We start from the raw sequence: 20,355 nt of genomic DNA, 5'->3' as shown, positions 1-20,355 counted from the left end.
ATCCGCGGTTGCCGAGGTCGTTTCGCTGCCTCGCTCATTGCCGCCCCCACCGTTCGTGCCGTCGTACCGCCGCGCACCCACGACCGCTCGGCGACACCTCCATAGGCCCGTACCCTAACGTAACTACGAGCCCGTACCGAGCGTCGGCAGCAGCAGTGCGCAGGTGCTGGGGCTCGGCAGCGGATTCTGTTCAGTGGGTGGCCGGGTCGGGCTCGGGGAGGCCGTGGGCCCAGCTGCGTTGCTGGCCGCGCTTGACGATGCGCCAGCCGCCGGGGGTGCGGACGTATTCGTCGATGTACCACATGCCGAGCAAGGTCACCGTGGGCTCGCGGTCTTCGACCGGCAGGAGCAGCGCGTTGTAGCACATGATCCGCCCGGTCGCCCGGTCACCGTCGAGGTGGATCTCCGGGTTGCCCATCAGATGCTGGGACGCCGAGATCGGCGCCATGCTCTGGGTCAGCCACTCCTTCATGTCGGCCAGTTTTCCCGCGCTACCGCCGAACGCCGTCAGATCGATGTAGGCCTCCTCGACGAACACGTCGTCGAGCGCATCGAAATTCCGGTTGTCGACCGCGGTCGCGTACGCGACCACCAATTCCTGGATCGCCAACCGATCCGAGATCTTCTGCATGTCGAGCACCGAACCTCCTAGAACCATGACTGGAATTCGGAAGTTACCGGCGCGCGTATCGCCGCCTCCAGCCCCCAACGGGCCGTTGGTATCCCGCCGATCGGCGGAACCTGCCGGACACAGTTCAGCCGTTGATGATCTGTGGCGCGGCGACGGCTTTGAGGCCCTCCGTGCCGAATTCGAGGCCGTAGCCGGATCTCTTGGTGCCGCCGAAGGGGACTCGGGGGTCGAGGCCGCCGTGCGAGTTGATCCAGACGGTGCCCGCCTCGAGGCGGGTGGCGATGGCGCGGGCGGCGGTGCTGTCACTGGTCCAGACGGACGCGCCCAACCCGACGTCGAGGGCGTTGGCCATGGCGATGGCTTGTTCGACGTCGTCGTAGCGGATGATCGGAAGGGCAGGGCCGAACTGCTCTTCGGACACCAGCGGGTTGTCGTTGTCGATATCGGCGACCAGGGTGAGCGGATAGAAGTTACCGGGTGCCGCGAGATCGGGATCACCGCCGGTGAGCAGGGTCGCGCCGGACGCGCGCGCCGCGTCGACGAGCCCGGCGACGATATCGAACTGCTTGCGATTCTGCAGTGGCCCCAAGACATTGGCTTCATCGAGTCCCCGGCCCATCGGCATGGTCGCCGCGACCTCGACGAGCGCTGCGCACACCTGTTCGTAGACGTCGGTGTGCACGTAGAGCCGTTTCATGGCCGCACAGGTCTGGCCGGTGTTGATGAACGCGCCCCAGAACAGATCCTGGGCGATCGCGCGCGGATCCACGTCCGGCAGCACGATACCCGCGTCGTTGCCGCCCAATTCGAGGGTCAGCCGCTTCACGGTATCGGCCGACCCCTTGATGACGGCCTGCCCGGTGCGGGTGGAGCCGGTGAACATCACCTTGTCGATCTCGGAGTGACTCGCGAGCCGGGCGCCCAGCTCGCCCGCACCTGGCACCGCCCGCAGAATGTCTTGCGGCAGTACGCTGTTGAGCACCGCGACGAGCGCGAGCACACTCAACGGCGTGTACTCGGAGGGTTTGACCACGGCGGTGTTGCCCATGCGCAGCGCGGGCGCGACCTGCCAGACGGTGATCATCATCGGCCAGTTCCACGGGCCGATGGCGCCTACCACCCCGAGCGGGCGGTAACGCAGTTCCGCGTGGGCGGTGTCGTCGTCGACCACGGTTTCGCCCGGCAGCGGAGTGGTCGCGGCGGACCGTAGCCACGCGGCGCAGGCGCCCACCTCGAAGCGGGCATTGGGGCCGTTGAGCGGTTTGCCCTGTTCCCGCGAAAGCAGTTCTGCGAGTGGCTCGCTCGCCGCTTCGACGGCCTCGGCCGCGCGCAGCAGGAGTTCGGTGCGCGCCGTGTCGGTGCGCGCCGCCCACCCGGGCTGTGCGGCGCGGGCCCGAGCGACCGCGGCGTCGAGTTCGGTGACCGGCTGGAAGCGGACCCGGCCGATCTCCGCACCCGTCGCGGGGTCCGAGATCACCCGGCCGTCCGGGTCGGTGACGGACGCGAGGAGGTTCTCGTAAGTGACGGTCGGAGAGGTCATTGCGCAATCCTTCGGTGTCGGTCGGGCTCGTCGCGTGGCGAGCCGATGAATCGGTGGGCCAGCGCCTCCGACCCGCGGGCGAGCAGCGCGGCGTCCGCTCCGACGAGCAGGAACGTCGCCCCGTGGTGGGCGTACACCGCGGCCTGATCCGGGTCGAACGCGTTCACGCCCACGGGTTTCCCGGTCGCCAGGACTTCGGTGAAGGCGTGGCGCACCCGGGCGGTGACATCCGGATGGGTCTGCTGACCGAGCAACCCCATCGCGGCCGCGAGATCGCTGGGGCCGACGAAAACTCCGTCGATGCCGGGGGTTTCGGCGATGGCGCGGGCATTGTCGATGCCCTCCGGCGTCTCGATCTGCACGAACACCGACACGTGGCCGGCGGCCTCGGGGAGGTAGCCGTCGACGCGATTCCAGCGCGCGGATCGCGCGAGCGCGCTGCCCACCCCGCGTCGCCCGAACGGCGGGTATTGCGCCGCCGCAGCGACATCGCGCGCTTGCTCGGCGGTGGCGACCATCGGCACCAGAATGTTCTGCGCACCCAGATCCAGGACCTGCTTGATGATCACGGTGTCACCCACGGGTACCCGGACGGCCGGCGTCACGGCGTAGCCGGACACCGCATACAGTTGCGCGAGAACGGATTCCAGCCCGTTCGGGGCGTGCTCCATGTCGATGAGCACCCAGTCGAGCCCGGACCCGGCCATGATCTCGGCGACCACCGGCGACCCGGTGGTGATCCAGCCGCCGTACAGCGGCCGGTCGGTGTTTGCCAGCACCTCGCGCAAGGTCGGATTCAGGCGAAGCGGCATGCGATCGTTCCCATCGGTCCGTAGTCGGCGAGGATGGTGTCGCCCGGCTCGACCCACAGCGGCCGGGTGAACGAGCCGGCGAGCACGAGCTCGCCGGCGTCGAGCCGGTCGCCGTGCTCGGCGAGCTTGTTCGCCAGCCAGGCGACCCCGGTCGCGGGGTGGTTGAGCACCGCGGCGGCCACACCCGATTCCTCGATCGTCTCGTTGCGATAGAGCAGTGCGGACACCCAGCGCAGGTCGACCGTGTTGGGCCGCACCGGGTTTCCGCCGTAGACCAGTCCACCCATCGCCGCGTTGTCACTGATCGTGTCGACGATGGTCCGGCCCGTCAGGTCGATGCGCGAGCTCAGGATCTCCAGCGCCGGAACCACGTATTCGGTGGCCCGCATGACATCGAAGATCGTGGCGCCGGGGCCGTCGATCGGCGCACCGAGCACGAAGGCGAGTTCGACCTCGATCCGCACGTTGGCGAACCGGCCGTGTTCGATGACGGCGCCGTTGCCGTAGACCATGTCGTCGAAGATGGCGCCGTAGTCCGGCTCCGTGATGCCGGTCGCCGCCTGCATCACCTTGCTGGTGAGCCCGATCTTGCGGCCGACGGGCTTGCGACCGTTCGCGATACCGCGCCGGCGCCATTCGTTCTGCACCGCATACGAATCCGCGACCGTCATCTCGGGGTAGCGAGCGGTCAGCAAGGGGATGGTGCGGCGGTCCTGTTCCGCGGCGGCCAATTCGTCGGCGATCGCGGTGATTACCTCGCTGGGCAGCATCGGTGCTCCTGTCAGAGTTGCGCGCCGAGCTTGTACTCGCCGGGCGCCCGGCCGGTGTCGCTGCGGCTGTCCGGCTTGCGGGTGTAGGAGAAGCCGTCGGCGCCGATCGTGACGGCCATCTCCGAATCGTCGGTCCGCGCCGCGATCGGCTGCGGATTGCCGTCCAGGTCTAGCACGAGGGAGGCCTCGGTGTACCAGCTCGGCACCACCGCCGTGCCCCACCAGTCGCGGCGCTGATTGTCGTGCACTTCCCAGGTGACCACCGGATTGTCCGGGTCGCCGGTGTAGTAGTCCTGCGTATAGATTTCGACGCGGTGCCCGTCGGGGTCGCGCAGGTACAGGTAGAAGGCGTTCGATACGCCGTGGCGGCCGGGTCCGCGCTCGATCCGGTCCGAGAGGCGCAGCGCGCCGAGCTTGTCGCAGATGGCGATGATGTTGTGCTTCTCGTGCGTGGCGAACGCGACGTGGTGCATGCGCGGCCCGTTGCCGCCGGTCATCGCGGTGTCGTGCACCGTGGACTTGCGGCGCAGCCACGCCGCGTACACCGTGCCCGCCGCGTCCTGGATGTCCTCGGTGACCCGGAAACCCAAGTCCTCCATGTACTTCACGGCCCGCGGCACGTCGGGCGTGACCTGGTTGAAGTGGTCGAGCCGGACCAGCGCGCCCGGGGTGTGCAGTTCGTAGTGCCAGGCCAGCCGCTCGACGTGTTCGGCGGCGTAGAAGAACTCGTACGGGAAGCCGAGCGGATCCTCGACCCGTACCGAGTCCCCGATGCCTTTGGTGAAACCGGTCGCTCGCCGTTCGACGCGACAGCCCAGCTCGGTGTAGAAAGCTACGGCCCGGTCGAGTTCCGCGGGATCGCGGACGCGGTAGGAGAAGGCCGCGACGGCGGCGATCGGCCCCTGGCGCAGCACGAGGTTGTGGTGGATGAATTCCTCGAACGACCGCAGGTAGACCGTATTTTCGTCTTCCTCGGTGACCACCAGGCCGAGGACATCGACGTAGAAGTGACGCGAGCGCGCGAGGTCCGTCACGACGAGTTCCATGTAGGCACAACGGAGCACGTCCGGCGGCGCGGAATCCGGCGTGCGGAGCGGATCGGCCGGGCGAATCGGATTTTGTGCGGTCACAACAGGTTCGGGGGAGTCGGGAGTGATGGTCACGCTGATGCCTGCTTGCCGAAGGTGGGATTGTGGGTGGGTCCGAGGGTGATGTGCACGGCCTGCTGGTCGGTGTAGAAATCGATGGAGCGGTAACCGCCCTCGTGGCCGAGTCCGGAGGCCTTCACGCCGCCGAACGGGGTGCGCAGATCGCGGACATTGTTGGAGTTGAGCCACACCATGCCGGCCTCGACCGCCTGCGCGAAGGTGTGCGCGCGTTGCAGATTCGTGGTCCAGACGTAGGCGGCGAGGCCGTAGCGGACCCCGTTGGCGAGCGCGAGCGCCTCGGCGTCGGTGTCGAACGGCGTGATGGCGACGACCGGGCCGAAGATCTCTTCCTGGAAGATCCGCGCGTCCGGCGCGACATCGGCGAACACGGTCGGCGCGACGAAGTTTCCGGAGTCGAACCCGTCCGGCCGCCCACCGCCGGCGACCAGGCGCCCCTCGGACCGGCCGATGTCGATATAGCTCATCACCTTGGCGTAGTGCTCTGGATGGACCAGCGCGCCGACCTCGGTGGCCGGATCGTGCGGGTAGCCGACGGCTACCCGTTTCGCCTGCGCCGCATAGCGTTCGACGAATTCGTCGTAGATCGATCGTTCGACGAGGATACGGCTGCCCGCGGTGCACCGCTCGCCGTTGAGCGAGAAGACGCCGAAGATGGTCGCGTCGACGGCGGCGTCGAGGTCGGCGTCGGCGAACACGATCGCGGGACTCTTTCCGCCCAGCTCCATCGACAGCCCCTTGAGCGACGCGGCGGCGTTGCCGAAGATGATCTGGCCCGTGCGACTCTCACCGGTGAACGAGATCAGTGGCACGCCAGGGTGTTTCACGAGCGCGTCGCCCGCTTCCTCGCCGATGCCGTTGACGAGGTTGAACACGCCGCGCGGTAGTCCGGCCTCCTCGAAGATCCCGGCCCACAGCGACGCGGACAGGGGCGTGAACTCGGCGGGCTTGAGCACCACGGTGTTTCCGGTGGCCAGCGCGGGCCCCAGCTTCCACGACTCCAGCATGAACGGCGTGTTCCACGGGGTGATCAACCCGGCGACGCCGATCGGCTTGCGGTTGACGTAGTTCAGCTGCTGCCCGGGCACCTGGTAGGCGTCGTCGACCTGGGCGACGACGAGATCGGCGAAGAACCGGAAGTTCTCGGCCGCGCGGCGGGCTTGGCCGAGCGCCTGGGTGATGGGCAACCCCGAGTCGAACGATTCGAGTTCGGCCAGCCGCGCGTCCCGGGATTCGACGATGTCCGCGATCCGGTACAGGATGCGGGACCGCTCGCGCGGGCGCATGCGCGGCCAGGGTCCGTCGCGAAAAGCGCTGGCCGCGGCGGACACCGCGCGGTCGATATCGGCTCGCTTGCCCGCGGCCGCCCGGACGTAGACCTCGTTGGTGACCGGGTCCAGGACGCCGAAGGTGGCGCCGTCGACCGAATCGACGAAGGCGCCATCGATGTAGTGCTGGATCCGCGTCGGCAGGTCCGCGGGCAGATGCGGGGTGGCGGCTGTGCGCACCGCGTTCGTCATGAACGACTCCAGTTCCGGGTTCAGGTGGCCGGTAGGCCGAAAGTCTCGTCGGGGTGTTCGTGGATCAGATAGGCGTCGAGCGTGGCGGCGCGGTGGCGGCGGGCGACCTTCTCGATCTCGCCGAGCGGTGCGCCGATCTCGATGAGGCGCACGATGTTCTCGTGTTCGCGCACGGATTCGTGCGCCCGCCCGGGGACGAAGGAGAACGTCGAGGACCGCAGATGCCCGAGACGCGCCCATTCCGCCTCCACGAGGGCGACCAGGCGGGGATTCACGCACTTGGTGAACAGGATCGAATGGAACTCGTGGTTGAGCGCGGTGAAGGCGCTCGGGTCGAAATCGCCCAGGGACTCGACCATGCGCTCGTTCACCGCTCGCGCGCGGCGCAGGTCGTCCTCGGTGAGGCGGCCCGCGGCGAGCGCGGTGGCCGCACCCTCGAGTACGCTCAGCGCCTGCATGCTGTGCCGGTACTGCGAATCGTCCACCATCGAAACCTGCGCGCCGACATTGCGTTCGAAGGTGACCAGGCCCTCGGCCTCGAGCTGGCGGATGGCTTCGCGCACCGGGACCACGCTCATGTCGAGTTCCTTGGCGATGGTGCTGAGCACCAGCCGGTAGCCCGGCGTGTACTCCTGCCGCGCGATCCGCTCCTTGAGCCAGTGGTACGCGACCTGTGATTTGCTCTGCGTAGCACTGGGATTCACTGGCTCTTGCGCCACTCTCGGTACCTCGCCTTCCATTCCGCATCGGGGGGAAACAGCCCGTGCACCGGATGGCCGGCGCCGACCTGCTCGGCGATCCAGCCGTCTTGGATCTCCTGCTCGAGAGCATCGTCGACGACTGCCGCGGCCAGGCCAGGGGGTAGGACGAGCACCCCGTCACCGTCGCCGACGATGATGTCGCCGGGCTGGACGGTAGCCCCACCGCAGCAGATGGTGAGATCGGCGTCCCACGGCACGTGCCTGCGGCCGAGGACCGCCGGATGCGGGCCCGCCGTGAAGACCGGGACGCCGATCTCGGCGACCGCGTCGTGGTCGCGGACGCCGCCGTCGGTCACCACGCCCGCCGCCCCGCGCACCTGCGCCCGGAGCGCGAGGATATCGCCCAGCGTGCCCGATCCGGCCTCGCCGCGCGCCTCGATGACGATCACCTCGCCCGGCGCGACGGTGTCGAAGACCCGCTTCTGCGCGTTGTAGCCGCCGCCGTGCGCGTCGAAGAGGTCTTCGCGATTCGGCACGAACCGCAGTGTGCGCGCGATGCCGACGAGCCGGGTGCCGGGACGCACCGGCCGCACGCCGTCGATGGTCACATTGTTCAAGCCACGCTTGCGCAGCTGCTGTGACAACGCCGCGACCGGCACCCGGGACAGGTTGTCGCGCAACTCGTCGGGAAGCACGGCACGGGTCGCGGGTAACCCTGCGGCGCTTCGCGATCCCCATGCCTCGATCCGCTGGGTGTCATCGATCGACGGAAGTGAGCCGAGCGCGGGGTCGAATTCGTGGCTGCCCTGCTCGACCGTGGTGACCAGGCGCCCGGAGCTGGGCGTCGCCGCCACGCCGGGCGCGTCGACTTCCACCTCGACCACGTCGCCGGGCACGACGACCGACGATCCGGCCGGGGTGCCGGTGAGGATCACGTCGCCGGGTTCGAGGGTGAAGTGCTGCGAGAGGTCCGAAACCAGTTGGGGGAGTGCGAAGATCATTCCTGCCGCGCAGTCTTCCTGGGCGAGTTCGCCGTTGACCCACGTGCGCACGCGCAGGGCGGCGGGGTCGACGGTGCGCGCATCGATGAGTTCCGGGCCCAGCGGCGTGAATCCGTCGCCGCCCTTGGCGCGTACGTTCGAGCCCTTGTCGTTCGTTCTGAGGTCGTACAGGCCGAAATCGTTGGCTGCGGTGACCGAACCGACGCACTGCCAAGCGGATTCGATCGGCACTCGGCGGGCGGTGGTGCCGATGATCAGGGCGATCTCGCCTTCGAACGCCAGCAGTTCGGTGCCCGCGGGCCGCTCGACGACACCGCCGCTCGCCGCGACCGAACTGCTCGGCTTCAGGAAATAGGACGGGTGTGCCGGCCGGCGACCACGCTGATCCGCGCGGGAGGCGTAGCTGAGATGGACGGCGACGATCTTGCCCGGCCGGCTGGGCAGTGTGGAAAACCGTTGTGCGCCAGCGTCGTTGCCGATCTTCATAAACCTCCTCAACCACTCTTGCATCGTATTTCAAATCGTATATCATTGGTGAATCGCGTCGCAAGTGACGCAGATCGCATTTCACCGCCGTAGAGCATGTCCGGCATCGAAGGAGTCCCAGATGAGCGCGCCACCCCGGTCTGGGATGCCGAACCCGCCGGTCGTCAGCGAAACCGACCGCCGCCGAGTCGTTTTCGCGACCGTGGTCGGCACGACGATCGAGTGGTACGACTACTTCGTCTACGCCGGGGCCGCCGGACTGGTCTTCGGCAAGCTCTTCTTCCAACCCGCGGGAGACTCGATCGCGACCCTGCTCTCCTTTCTCACGGTGGGGATCAGTTTCCTGTTCCGCCCGCTCGGCGCGTTCCTGGCCGGTCATTTCGGGGACAAGTACGGCCGCCGCGTCATCCTGATGGTGACGCTGGTGGCCATGGGCGCCGCGACCACGCTGATCGGCCTGCTCCCGACCTACGCCACGATCGGTATCGCCGCTCCCGTCGCGCTGATCCTGCTGCGCATCCTGCAGGGCGTCTCCGCGGGCGGGGAATGGGGCGGGGCCGTGCTCCTGGCCGTCGAACACGCACCCGCCGGCAAGCGCGGGGTGTTCGGGGCCGCGCCGCAGGTGGGCGTCCCGCTCGGGCTGCTGCTGGCCTCCGGCGTGCTGGCCCTGATGACGGTGATCGCGCCGGGGGACGCCTTCCTCGAATGGGGTTGGCGCGTCCCGTTCCTGCTGTCCATCGTGCTCATCGTGATCGGCCATTACATCCGCAGGCGCGTCGAGGAGAGCCCGGTCTTCGTGGAACTCGCCGAGCGCAGTGAACGGGCGACGATGCCCGTCCTCGAGCTGTTTCGCAGGCACGGGCTGCTCGTCCTCGTCGCGGCGCTCGTCTTCGCGGGCAACAACGCCGTGGGGTATCTGACGACCGGCGGTTATATCCAGAACTACGCCACCGATGTGCACGGGCCGGTCGGTCTCGACCGCGGGCCGGTACTGTGGGCGGTCGCCGGTTCCGCGGTCACCTGGTTACTCTGCACCTGGCTCGGTGCCGCGCTCAGCGACCGAATCGGCAGGCGCACAACCTATCTCATCGGCTGGGTGCTTGTACTCGCCGCCTTGATTCCGCTGTTCCCGCTGGTGGACACCGGCAATCCGTGGCTGCTGTGCGGTGGACTCGCGCTGCTGACGGTGGGCCTCGGCTTCACCTACGGCCCGCAGGCCGCGCTCTACGCCGAGCTGTTCCCGGCGTCGGTCCGCTTCTCCGGCGTCGCGGTGTCCTACGCGCTCGGGGCGATCCTCGGCGGCGCGTTCGCGCCGACGATCGCCACGGCGCTCGTCCGGGCCACCGGCACGACCACCTCGGTCGTGCTCTATCTCGGCGGGTTCGTGCTGCTGAGCCTGGTGGCGACCGCGGTGCTGCGCGATCGCAGCGGGATCCCACTGGGGCCGGATCACGAAGCGGCACAGGCGATCAGCCCCATCAGAGGAATGACGAGGGTCTGAACAATGCAGTTCCACCATTACGGATACGTGTCCACCGATCCGCGCATCCAACCGGCCGCGGGCGTCGGCCTCGACCGCCCGGACGAACTCCCCGACGAGGTGGACGTGCTGATCGTGGGCACCGGCCCGGCCGGCATGATCACCGCCGCGCAGCTGGCGCAGTTTCCCACCGTCGTCACCCGGATCATCGAACGGCGCCCGGGTCGGTTGGCCATCGGACAGGCCGACGGCATCCAGGCGCGCAGCGTGGAGACGTTCCAGGCGTTCGGCTTCGCCGAACGCCTCATCGCCGAGGCGTTCCGCATCACCGAAATGACGTTCTGGAAACCGGATCCCACGGATCGGAGCCGGATCGTGCGCGCCGCACGGACCCAGGACGATCCGACCGGGATCAGCGAGTTCCCGCATCTGCTGGTGAACCAGGCCCGGGTGCTCGACTACTTCGCCGAGGCGATGCACAACGCCCCCACCCGGATGCGGCCGGACTACGGCTACGAGTTCCGCGACCTGGAACTCACCGGCGGCGCTTATCCGGTGGTGGTCACGCTCGCGCACTCGGCGGGCGAACGCGACGGACAGCTGCGGACGGTACGCGCGAAGTATGTGGTCGGCGCGGACGGGGCGCACAGCCGGGTGCGTGCTTGTATCGGCTGTGTACCGAAGGGCGACAAGGCATTCCACGCCTGGGGCGTGATGGATGTATTGGCCGTGACGGACTTTCCGGATATCCGCACAAAATGCGCCATCCAATCCGGTTCCGGCGGCAGCATTCTGCACATTCCGCGCGAGGGCGGCTATCTGTTCCGTATGTACGTCGACCTGGGCGAAGTCCCCGCGGACGACAACGGCAAGGTGCGTGCCACCGGTATCGAGGCGATCATCGAGCAGGCCAACGCGATCCTGCATCCCTACACCCTCGAGGTTCGGAATGTCGCGTGGCACAGCGTCTACGAGGTCGGCCATCGGGTGACCGATCGCTTCGACGATGTGCCGCTCGACGAGCTGGGCAGCCGCACGCCGCGGGTGTTCATCACCGGCGACGCCTGTCACACGCACAGCGCGAAGGCCGGACAGGGCATGAACGTCTCGCTGCAGGACGGCTTCAACCTCGGCTGGAAGCTGGGTCACGTGCTCGCGGGCCGGAGTCCGGAGACCCTGCTGGCGACGTATTCGGCGGAGCGACAGGTGATCGCGCGCAAGCTCATCGACTTCGACCGCGAATGGTCGAGCATGATGGCCAAACGTCCGGAGGAGTTCGAGTCGCCCTCCGAGTTGGAGGATTTCTACGTCAAGACCGCGGAATTTCCCGCCGGATTCATGACGGAGTACCAGCCGTCGATGATCGTCGGGGACCGGACCCAGCAGCATCTCGCGCCCGGCTTTCCGATCGGAAAGCGCTTCAAATCGGCACCGGTGGTCCGGGTCGCGGATGCGAACCCGGTCCATCTCGGTCATCACCATCGCGCCGACGGGCGTTGGCGCATCTACGCTTTCGCGGCCGATGCGGCCACGGCGGGGACCGCGCTGGACGGGTGGGCGCAGTGGCTCGCCACGTCGCCGGACTCTCCGGTGGTCGCGTACACACCGAAGGACGCCGACATCGACAGCGTCTTCGACGTGAAGGTGATCTACCGGCAGGCACACACCGAGGTCGACCTCACGGCGGTGCCGGCGACCTTCCTGCCGACGGTCGGGCCGTTCCGGGTGGTCGACTACGAAAAGGTGTACGCGACCGATCCTCAGGTCGACATCTTCGCCGAACGCGGCATCGACAGCAGCGGCGCCGTGATCGTCGTACGCCCCGATCAGTATGTGGCGGCGGTACTTTCGCTCACGGCCACCACGGACCTGGCCGAATTCTTCGGCCGTATCCTGCTTTCCCCGCACCGCCCAGCGGCAGCGGTCGCCGAATTCGCGAAGGACGAAGCGTGACCAGAGAGAGCCCGGTGTCGAACGAGCCGGTCCGGCACGACGATCGGTTGCGCCGCGGTTCGCTCGGCGTGTTCGGCGTGACGTTCTTCGTCATCTCGGCGGCGGCGCCGCTGACCGCAATGGCGGGCGGCGCGCCGGTGGCGATGCTGCTCGGCAACGGGCCGGGCGTGCCCGGCGCCTATGTTCTGACCGCGGGCACGTTGCTGGTGTTCGCCATCGGGTATACGGCGATGGCGCGTCATCACATCAGTACCGGCGCGTTCTACTCCTACGTCACCCGTGGTCTCGGTCCGCAATGCGGCGGCGCGGCAGCGTATCTCGCGTTGCTGAGCTACAACGCCATGCAGATCGGTCTCTGGGGCCTCTTCGGCGCCGCGACCGGTGGTTTCGTGGCCGACGAATTCGGGCTCACGCTCGACTGGTGGGTGTACGCGCTGCTCGGCATCGCCCTCGTCGCGGTGCTCGGATACCGGCAGATCGATCTCTCGGTCAAGATGCTGTCGGTGCTGGTGGCCGCCGAGTTCCTCGTCGTCCTCGTGCTGGCGGCGGTGATCGCGGTGCGCGGTGGCACCTTCGGCAGCACCGCACTGAGCGGGGCGCCACTGACACCGAGCGCGCTGACCAGTGGTTCCCTGCCGATCGCGCTGCTGTTCTGTTTCGCGTCGTTCGTCGGTTTCGAGGCCACCGCGATCTACGGTGAGGAAACCGCGGACCCGAAGCGGACGGTGCCGCGCGCGACGTTTCTGTCCGTCCTCACCATCGGCGTCGTCTACACCGTCGTCACCTTCCTGATGATCAATGGTGCGGGCGTGGACGATACCCGCGGCTTCATCGAAAAGCTCACGGACCCGACGACATTCCTGTTCGAACTCGGCGATTCCTATATCGGGTCCTGGTTCACCACGATCATGCGCCTGCTGTTCTGTACGAGCGTCTTCGCGGCTGTGCTCGCCTTCCACAACGCGGGTGCCCGCTACACCTATGCGCTCGGTCGGGAAGGCCTGCTGCCGGACCGCGCGGGCCGGACCCATGCGGTGCATCGGAGCCCGCACGTAGGTTCGATCGCGCAGTCGGCGCTGGCGCTACTGGTAGTCGCGGTTTTCGCGGTCACCGGGCAGGATCCGGTGCGCGCGCTGTTCACCTGGCTGACCAACCTCGGCACGCTGGGCGTGATCGCGCTGATGGCCGCGTGCTCGTTCGCCGTCGTCGCGTTCTTTCGCAGGAACCGCGACCTGGACCGCAACGTGGCCCGAACGCTTGTCGCCCCGGTCGTCGCGGGCCTCGCCCTGATCGCCGTACTCGGTTACGCGATCGGGAATTTCGACATGCTGATCAGTTCCGGCGGAATCCTCGTCTGGCTGCTGCCCAGCTTGCTTGTGGTGGCTGCGCTGCTCGGAGTCGCTGCGGCACTGCGGCTTCGAACCCGCGCCCCGCAGCGGTACGCGGAGATGGGACGGCACTATGTCTGACAAGGGCGCGATGGCAGATTCGGCCGAGCTGCACACCGACGCGACGGTGTGGACGGCCGACGAATCGGTACCCCGAGCCTCGTCGTTCCTGGTCCGCAACGGGATCATCGCCGCGGTCGACCCCACCGCCGAGCTGCTGACCGGGCGGGAGACCGTGGTCGAACACGGTGGCGCGTTCGTCCTGCCGGGGTTCGGGGACGTGCACACGCATCATCTCGTAGCCGGGCGCGCCGACCTCTACGAGTTGGCGTTGCGCGCCACCGACTCGCTCGACGCGGTGCTCGGGGCCGTCGCGGACTGGGCGGCGGGTCTCGAGCCGGACGCCTGGGTCGTCGGCGGTGGTTGGGGAAGCACACTGGCAGAGACGATTTCGAGCCAGGATGTGCTGAGCCGGCTCGACCGAGCGGCCGGGGGACGCCCGGTGCTGCTGCGCGACGACAGTTGCCATAATCGCTGGGTCAGTTCGCGCGCCATGGAACTCGCGGGGATCGACGGTGCGAGCCCGGATCCCGCGGAGGGCGCCGTCGTGCGCGACCGGGTGACGGGAGCGCCCGTCGGACTGCTCATCGAGTCGGCGCTCATCCCGGTGGAGCGGGCATACGCGACGGCACTGGGCGACAGCACCGCCCGGGATGCGGCGGGGTGCCGCCGGGCCGTCGAGATGCTGCACAGTTACGGCATCACGCACTTTCAGGACGCCGCCGCGTCGCTGCCGATGCTGCGCGCGCTCGCCGACCTCGACAAGCGTGGCGACCTTAGCGCGTGGGTGGTGACGTCGGCGCAGATCAACGACCGGATCTTCGGCACGCACCCGGTCGGCGCGCCGCTGCTCGATGCCGCCGAGCAGTATCGAACCACCCATCACCGGCCCGATTTCGTGAAGATCTTCCTCGACGGCGTCCCGACCTCACGGACCGCGTTGTTCCTGGAGCCGTACCTGCCCGACGCTGAGCACGGCAACGCGTGGGTGGGGGAGAGCGCGATGACGCCCGCCGAACTGACCGGCTGGCTCATCGAAGTGGCCGGGCGCGGGCTCGGCGCCAAAGTGCACTGCACCGGCGACGGTGCGGTGCGCATGCTGCTCGATGCGGTGGCCGAGCTCCGCGCCGCCGGGTACGCGGACACGATCGTGCAACTGGCGCACGGCGAATACATCGCCGACGCGGACCTGCCGCGCGTCGCCGAACTGAAGGTCGTCGCGGATCTCTCACCGCCGCTGTGGTTTCCGGGCGTCATCTTCGAGGCGCACTGCCACTGCCTGCCGCGCGAGCGCGCGAACCGGATGTGCCCCAACCGGACGCTGCTCGACTCCGGTGTGTTGCTGGCCGGTGGTTCGGACTGGCCGGTCACGCCGAGCCCGAATCCATGGATCGGAATTCAAGGTCTGGTCACCCGTGCCGACCCCACCGGCGCGTACCCCGGCACCCTGGGCCTGGAGCAAGCGCTGACGTTGACCGAGGCGTTGCGCGCGTACACGATCGGCGTCGCCCGCGCGAGCAGACTCGGTGCCGTCACCGGGTCGCTCACGCCGGGCAAGTCGGCCGATTTCACCGTGCTGGACCGCGATCCGTTCGAGGCCGACCCGACCGCACTGATCGAAACGAAGTCCGTCGCCACCTGGTTCGCCGGACGCGCGGTCCATCGCGCGGCGTCGTAACCGCGAAAAGACAAGGAACGTGCATGGATAAGCCCTCGATCGATTTCCTCTACCTGTCCGAGCCGGACATGATCGCGGCGGGCGTGACCGATATGGCCGCCTGCGTCGACGCGATGCAGGAGACCTTCGTGCTGCTGCATCAGGGCGACTACCGCATGGCGGGCCCGAACAGCGACTCGCACGGCGCGATGATCACCTTTCCGGACGACTCGCCGTTCCCGGCCATGCCGGCCAATACCCCGGAGCGACGGTTCATGGCGATGCCCGCCTACCTCGGCGGCAGCTTCGGCACCGCCGGGATGAAGTGGTACGGATCGAATATCGCGAACCGCGCCAAGGGATTACCGCGGTCGATCCTCATGTTCCTGCTCAGCGACACCGACACCGGCGCGCCACTGGCGCTGATGTCGGCGAATCTGTTGTCCGCGTATCGAACCGGCGCGGTGCCGGGCGTGGGCGCGCGGCTGCTGGCGCGCCGCGACTCGCGCGTGGTCGGCCTCGTCGGTCCCGGCGTCATGGCCCGCACCTCGCTCGCCGCGTTCGTGGCCGCGTGCCCGGACCTCGCGGTCGTCAAGATCAAAGGTCGCGGGCAGGGGAGCATCGCCGCGTTCCGCGAGTGGGTCGCCAAGGAATATCCCCAGCTCGAAACGATCGTCGTGGACACGAACGAGGAAGCGGTCCGGGACAGCGATATCGTCACCTACTGCACCACCGGTGTACCCGGCGATCCGGCGAATTACCCACTGATCGTGCGGGATTGGGTGCGTCCCGGCGCGTTTCTGAGCATGCCCGCTCCGTGCGATATCGATGCGGGCATGCAGGCGCCGGAGATTCGCAAGGTCGTCGACAACGTCCGGCTCTATCAGGCGTGGGCCGAGGAGGTCGGACACCCGTCGCATCATCGGATTCCGATCGTCGGCTGCAAGTTCATGGACATGATCCAGGCCGGGGCGATGGACGAGAGCGATCTGGTCGATCTCGGTGCGATCGCCGCCGGAGCCGCGACCGGACGCCGCGCCGACGACGAGATCGTGCTCCTCTCGGTCGGCGGCATGCCGGTCGAGGATGTCGCCTGGGGCACCGTGGTGTACCGCAACGCTGTGCGACGGGGGATCGGCACCACGTTGAACCTTTGGCAATCGCCCGAATTGGCATGAGAGGCCGAACCATGGATGCGGATGTGATCGTCGTCGGACTCGGCAGCGCCGGTTCGATGGCGTTGTGGCAGTTGGCGAAACGCGGGCTCGACGTGATCGGTATCGAACAGTTCGGCATCGGTCACGCGCGCGGCTCCTACGCGGGCGACTCCCGCCTGTTCCGTTCGGCCGTGCACGAAGGTCCGCGGTATGTGCCACGGCTGCGGCGGGCGCGCGAATTGTGGCTGGAGCTGGAGCGCGAGACGGGCCGGTCACTGTACGACGAATGCGGTGCGCTGCAGATCGGTACGGCGGGCTCGGGCGGTATCGCCAAATCCATTGCCTCGGCGGAGCAATTCGACCTGCCGCACGAGGTGCTGGACGCGCCCGCGTTGCGGGCGCGCTATCCGCAGCACCGGGTCGACGACGATACCGTCGCGGTGCTGGACCGGCACGCGGGCAGCCTCTATCCGGAGGCGAGTGTGCTCGCGGCCGTGCTGGCGGCACGGTCGCACGGCGCGCGCGTGCTGACCAACGCCGCGGTCACCGACTTCGACGAGGAGGGCGGCGGCCTGGCGGTGGTGACGCCCGATATCCGGCTCACCTGCGCGAAGGTGGTGGTGGCCACGGGTTCCTGGACGCTTCGGCTCCGCCCCGACCTCAAGGGATTCCTGCAGATTTTGCCGCTCTCGCTCACCTGGTTCATGCCGCATCATCCCGAGATGTTCGGCTCGGACCGCTTTCCGGTGTTCATCCGCGATGCCGACGGGGTGCATCTGTACGGGACGCCCAGTCACGACTCCTACAGCGTGAAAGTGGCGACCGAACCGCTGTGGCCCGCGATCGCCTCGCCCGACGACGTTCCCGTGTTCAGCCGGGAGGACCTGCGTCGAATCGGCCGGTGGGCCACAGATTTCATCCCTGACCTCAATCCCGAACCGGTGCGCTACTCGATGCATCACGACCTGTGCGCGCCCGGTGACCTGCCGCTGGTGGATCTCGACGAGGACACCGGCATGCTGCTGCTGACCGCGTTCTCGGGACGCGGCTTCAAGTTCGCCCCGGTCTTCGGTGAGATCGCCGCCGATCTGCTCACCGGTACCCGTAACGACCTCTGGGACAGCAACTTCGCGCTGTCCACGCACCCGAGGTGAACGCGGGTGCCGGACTACGAACTGCAGGCCGACTACATCGTCGTCGGCGCGGGCACGGCCGGTTCGGTGCTCGCGCGCCGGCTACTCGACCGCACCGACGCCACCGTCCTGGTCTTGGAAGCCGGTGGCCCCGATACCAATCCGGCCATCCGCGACCCGCTGCGGATGCACGAGCTGTGGCACGCGCCCGAGGACTGGGACTACTTCAGCGTCGCACAGCCGCACGCGGCCGGCCGTCGCCTGCACCTGCCGCGCGGGCGGGTGCTCGGTGGATCGCACGCCCTCAACGCGACCATCTACGTGCGCGGCAACCCGGCCGACTACGACTCCTGGGCCCGGTGCGGTGACGCCGGCTGGTCGTGGCGGGAGATCGAGCCGCTGTTCCGGCGGATCGAGCGCTACGACCACGACTCCGGCGGTAAAGGCACCGCCGGACTGCTCGATGTGCTCAGCGACTATGCGATCGATCCGATCCAGGAGGCTGTTCTCGCCGCGGCCGGGCAGGTAGGGATAGCGGCCAACCCCGACTACAACAGCGGAGTGCAGGACGGCGCGGGGCGCGCGCATTTCACCCTGCGCGACGGCATGCGCCTGACCACCGCCGAGGCCTATCTCAAACCGGCGCTGGGCAATTCCCGGTTGTCCGTGCGTACCGGTGCACAGGTGCACCGCGTCTTGACCCGCCGGGGCCGCGCCTACGGTGTGGCCGGGAGCATCGACGGCCGCACGTTCCGGGCGTCGGCGCAGGCGGAGGTGGTGCTGACGGCGGGCGCGATCGATTCGGCCGCGCTGCTGCTGCGCTCGGGCTTCGGTCCGGCCGCGGAACTGCGGGCGGCCGGCATCGAGCCGGTTGCGGATCTGCCCGGCGTCGGCCGGAATCTGCTGGATCACTGGCTGGTGCCGGTGCTCTTCACCGCCGAACGCGAGATCGTGCACACGCGTGGGCTGCCGCACGCGCAAACCCACTTGTTTTGGCGCAGTGTGCCAGAACTGCCGGTACCCGATGTGCAGCCACTGCATTTCAGCGTTCCGCTCTACGACCGGTCGTGGATGTCGGGGCCGGACAACGGGTTTTCGCTCATAGCGGGGCTGATCCGGCCCGACAGTGTCGGGCGGCTCACCGTGGCCGGCGCGGAGGGGCCGACGCTGATCGATCCGAAAGTGCTGTCGGCACCGGTGGATCTGGATCGGCTGGCCGCCGCGGTCACGCTGTGCAGACAGATCGGCGCAGCACCCGCCCTGCGGGAGTGGGGCGCGGCCGAGCGGTATCCGGGACCCCGCGTACGTTCCCGCGCGGACCTGCGGGACTACATCCGGCGGACGGTGATCACCTACCACCATATGTGCGGCACCTGCGCACTGGGCGTGGGACCGGACGCCGTGGTGGACCCGGCGCTGCGGGTGCGCGCGGTAGCGGGCCTGCGGGTCGCGGACGCCTCGGTGATGCCGACCATCACGACCGGCAACACCAACGCACCAGCCATGGTGATCGCCGAGCGGGCCGCGGACCTGATCGCGCCCGCACCCGCGATGCGGGGCCGATGATGGTGACCCGCATCGACTCCGCGACCGGGAGCCGCGCCCCGGCCCGTCCGGACTCGCCGCTGGATATCGTGGTGGACGACGCGGCGCATTTTCGTGGTCGCATCCGCGGGCACGTCGCGGGGGAGCTGGTGTTCGCGGAGGTCTCCGCGATCCCGCATCGGGCCGACGGCACGGTGCGGGATCGGGCCGAGGCGTATTACAAAGTGCTGGTGCCGGTTCGGGGGTCCTGCCTGCTGAGCCAGGGCGGTCGGCAGGTACGCCTGGGCACGAACGATGTCGCGGTGCTGGATACGGCGCAGCCGTATTCGGTGCTGTTCGACGCCGCGTGCCGGTTACAGGTCGCGGCGTTTCCGCGCCGCGTACTGCGCCTGCCCGCCGCCGGTGTCGAGGCGAGTACCGCGACGGTGCTGGCCCGGCGACATCCCGCGACCGCGCTGCTGTCGACGCTGTTGTCCGGGATGACCGCCAGGACCGGCGAATTGGGCACGATCGAGTTGCTCCGATTGGCCGATATCGTCGTCGATCTGGTGGCGACCGTGCTGGCCGCGCACGCCGACGAGGACCCGGCGGCGACCGCCGTCGCGCAACAGGCGGTGTTGCCGCGGGTCAAGGCGTTCCTCGAAGACCATCTCGATGACCCGGACCTGTCCCCGGCGATGGCGGCCGAGGCCGCGCATCTCTCAATCGGCTACCTGCACAAGCTGTTTCGCTCCGAGGGTGCCACGGTGTGCGGCTGGATCCGGCAGCGGCGGCTGGAATACTGCCGCGCCGACCTGACCGACCCCGCGCTGTACGGGCTCGCGGTCGGGGCGGTCGCGGCGCGCCGGGGATTCGTCGACGCGGCACACTTCAGCCGGCTGTTCAAACTGACCTACGGTGTGCCGCCCCGCGAATACCGAATCCTCAACGGGAGAGGGAACTTTCCGGCTGGTTAACCGCGCATCGCGGCTTGCACGGCAGCAGTGTCGGTGAATTGCTCGAAGCGCTCGACGCTCCCGTTCGACAATCGCCACACGTGCACGAAGCGCGCGGCCATCGCCTGTCCGGTCGCCCGGAAAGTGCCCGAGTAGGTACCGATCCCGATGACGATGCCGTCCGAGCCGCCCGCGATTTCGTCGACGGTGGCTGTATAGCCGTCCCATTCGGCGGCGATCCGCGCGAAGACGTTGTCGCGCACCGCGTCCGGGCCGATATAGGTGCCCGCGTAGGGAAATCCCGCCATCTCGGTCCAGGCCACGTTCGCGGCCAGCGGCGCCAGCATGCCGGGCAGGTCGCCACGGTCGGAGGCGGCGTAGTGGGCCTTGATCACCTCGAGGTCACGGTTCATGGCGTCG

17 protein-coding genes are annotated in these 20,355 nt (G+C 68.4%); 8 read left to right on the top strand and 9 right to left on the bottom strand.

Annotated features, from left to right (window positions below; all coding sequences use genetic code 11):
- Nucleotides 1-190: 190 nt before the first annotated feature.
- The 8 genes from O3I_RS22550 to O3I_RS22515 all read right to left on the bottom strand — a co-directional run bounded on the left by O3I_RS22550 (nt 191) and on the right by O3I_RS22515 (nt 8,627).
- Nucleotides 191-631: a nuclear transport factor 2 family protein gene (locus O3I_RS22550; RefSeq protein ID WP_237748387.1), complete on the bottom strand. Its 441-nt coding sequence runs from the start codon at nt 629-631 to the stop codon at nt 191-193.
- 124 nt (nt 632-755) lie between these two features.
- Nucleotides 756-2,171, bottom strand: coding sequence for an aldehyde dehydrogenase family protein (locus O3I_RS22545; protein ID WP_014985290.1), 1,416 nt, complete (start codon nt 2,169-2,171; stop codon nt 756-758).
- On the bottom strand, nt 2,168-2,983 hold the full coding sequence (locus O3I_RS22540; RefSeq protein ID WP_014985289.1) for an HpcH/HpaI aldolase family protein: 816 nt from the start codon (nt 2,981-2,983) through the stop codon (nt 2,168-2,170). Before O3I_RS22540 ends, O3I_RS22545 begins: the two co-directional genes overlap by 4 nt.
- Nucleotides 2,968-3,753 (bottom strand): 2-oxo-hept-4-ene-1,7-dioate hydratase, encoded by a 786-nt coding sequence (hpaH, locus tag O3I_RS22535; protein ID WP_014985288.1) that lies wholly within the window; start codon nt 3,751-3,753, stop codon nt 2,968-2,970. Before hpaH ends, O3I_RS22540 begins: the two co-directional genes overlap by 16 nt.
- 11 nt (nt 3,754-3,764) lie before the next feature.
- Nucleotides 3,765-4,799: a 3,4-dihydroxyphenylacetate 2,3-dioxygenase gene (hpaD, locus tag O3I_RS22530; protein WP_237748386.1), complete on the bottom strand. Its 1,035-nt coding sequence runs from the start codon at nt 4,797-4,799 to the stop codon at nt 3,765-3,767.
- A gap of 113 nt (nt 4,800-4,912) precedes the next feature.
- Nucleotides 4,913-6,439: a 5-carboxymethyl-2-hydroxymuconate semialdehyde dehydrogenase gene (gene hpaE, locus O3I_RS22525; RefSeq protein WP_014985286.1), complete on the bottom strand. Its 1,527-nt coding sequence runs from the start codon at nt 6,437-6,439 to the stop codon at nt 4,913-4,915.
- A 20-nt stretch (nt 6,440-6,459) separates the two neighbouring features.
- On the bottom strand, nt 6,460-7,158 hold the full coding sequence (locus tag O3I_RS22520; RefSeq protein ID WP_041562785.1) for a GntR family transcriptional regulator: 699 nt from the start codon (nt 7,156-7,158) through the stop codon (nt 6,460-6,462).
- On the bottom strand, nt 7,140-8,627 hold the full coding sequence (locus tag O3I_RS22515) for a fumarylacetoacetate hydrolase family protein (RefSeq protein ID WP_014985284.1): 1,488 nt from the start codon (nt 8,625-8,627) through the stop codon (nt 7,140-7,142). The genes O3I_RS22520 and O3I_RS22515 overlap by 19 nt, the downstream gene beginning before the upstream one ends.
- A 145-nt stretch (nt 8,628-8,772) precedes the next feature.
- On the opposite strand from O3I_RS22515, the gene O3I_RS22510 reads away from it, so the two are divergent.
- The 8 genes from O3I_RS22510 to O3I_RS22475 are packed head-to-tail and all read left to right on the top strand — an operon-like array spanning nt 8,773 to nt 19,956.
- Nucleotides 8,773-10,128, top strand: a complete 1,356-nt coding sequence (locus O3I_RS22510; protein WP_014985283.1) for an MFS transporter — start codon at nt 8,773-8,775, stop codon at nt 10,126-10,128.
- 3 nt (nt 10,129-10,131) lie between these two features.
- Nucleotides 10,132-12,060, top strand: coding sequence for an FAD-binding monooxygenase (locus O3I_RS22505; RefSeq protein WP_014985282.1), 1,929 nt, complete (start codon nt 10,132-10,134; stop codon nt 12,058-12,060).
- Complete coding sequence (locus O3I_RS22500) at nt 12,057-13,529, top strand: APC family permease (RefSeq protein WP_014985281.1); 1,473 nt, start codon at nt 12,057-12,059, stop codon at nt 13,527-13,529. Before O3I_RS22505 ends, O3I_RS22500 begins: the two co-directional genes overlap by 4 nt.
- Nucleotides 13,522-15,186, top strand: coding sequence for an amidohydrolase (locus tag O3I_RS22495; RefSeq protein WP_014985280.1), 1,665 nt, complete (start codon nt 13,522-13,524; stop codon nt 15,184-15,186). Before O3I_RS22500 ends, O3I_RS22495 begins: the two co-directional genes overlap by 8 nt.
- A gap of 23 nt (nt 15,187-15,209) precedes the next feature.
- Entirely contained in the window at nt 15,210-16,343 is a 1,134-nt protein-coding gene (locus tag O3I_RS22490; RefSeq protein ID WP_014985279.1) for a tyramine oxidase subunit B, read from the top strand.
- A gap of 11 nt (nt 16,344-16,354) precedes the next feature.
- Complete coding sequence (gene solA, locus O3I_RS22485) at nt 16,355-17,476, top strand: N-methyl-L-tryptophan oxidase (protein WP_014985278.1); 1,122 nt, start codon at nt 16,355-16,357, stop codon at nt 17,474-17,476.
- 6 nt (nt 17,477-17,482) lie between these two features.
- The gene (locus O3I_RS22480; RefSeq protein ID WP_014985277.1) at nt 17,483-19,021 is read left to right on the top strand and encodes a GMC family oxidoreductase; all 1,539 of its coding nucleotides are present in this window, start codon (nt 17,483-17,485) and stop codon (nt 19,019-19,021) included.
- On the top strand, nt 19,018-19,956 hold the full coding sequence (locus O3I_RS22475) for a helix-turn-helix domain-containing protein (RefSeq protein ID WP_014985276.1): 939 nt from the start codon (nt 19,018-19,020) through the stop codon (nt 19,954-19,956). The genes O3I_RS22480 and O3I_RS22475 overlap by 4 nt, the downstream gene beginning before the upstream one ends.
- Here O3I_RS22475 and O3I_RS22470 read toward each other — a convergent pair.
- Entirely contained in the window at nt 19,953-20,348 is a 396-nt protein-coding gene (locus O3I_RS22470; protein WP_014985275.1) for a nuclear transport factor 2 family protein, read from the bottom strand. The genes O3I_RS22475 and O3I_RS22470 overlap by 4 nt on opposite strands.
- Between the last annotated feature and the right edge of the window lie 7 nt (nt 20,349-20,355).

The organism is Nocardia brasiliensis ATCC 700358, from assembly GCF_000250675.2.
GTDB lineage: Bacteria > Actinomycetota > Actinomycetes > Mycobacteriales > Mycobacteriaceae > Nocardia > Nocardia brasiliensis_B.
Note: the sequence above shows the minus strand (reverse complement) of the source record. Positions and strands in the feature narration are given on the sequence as shown.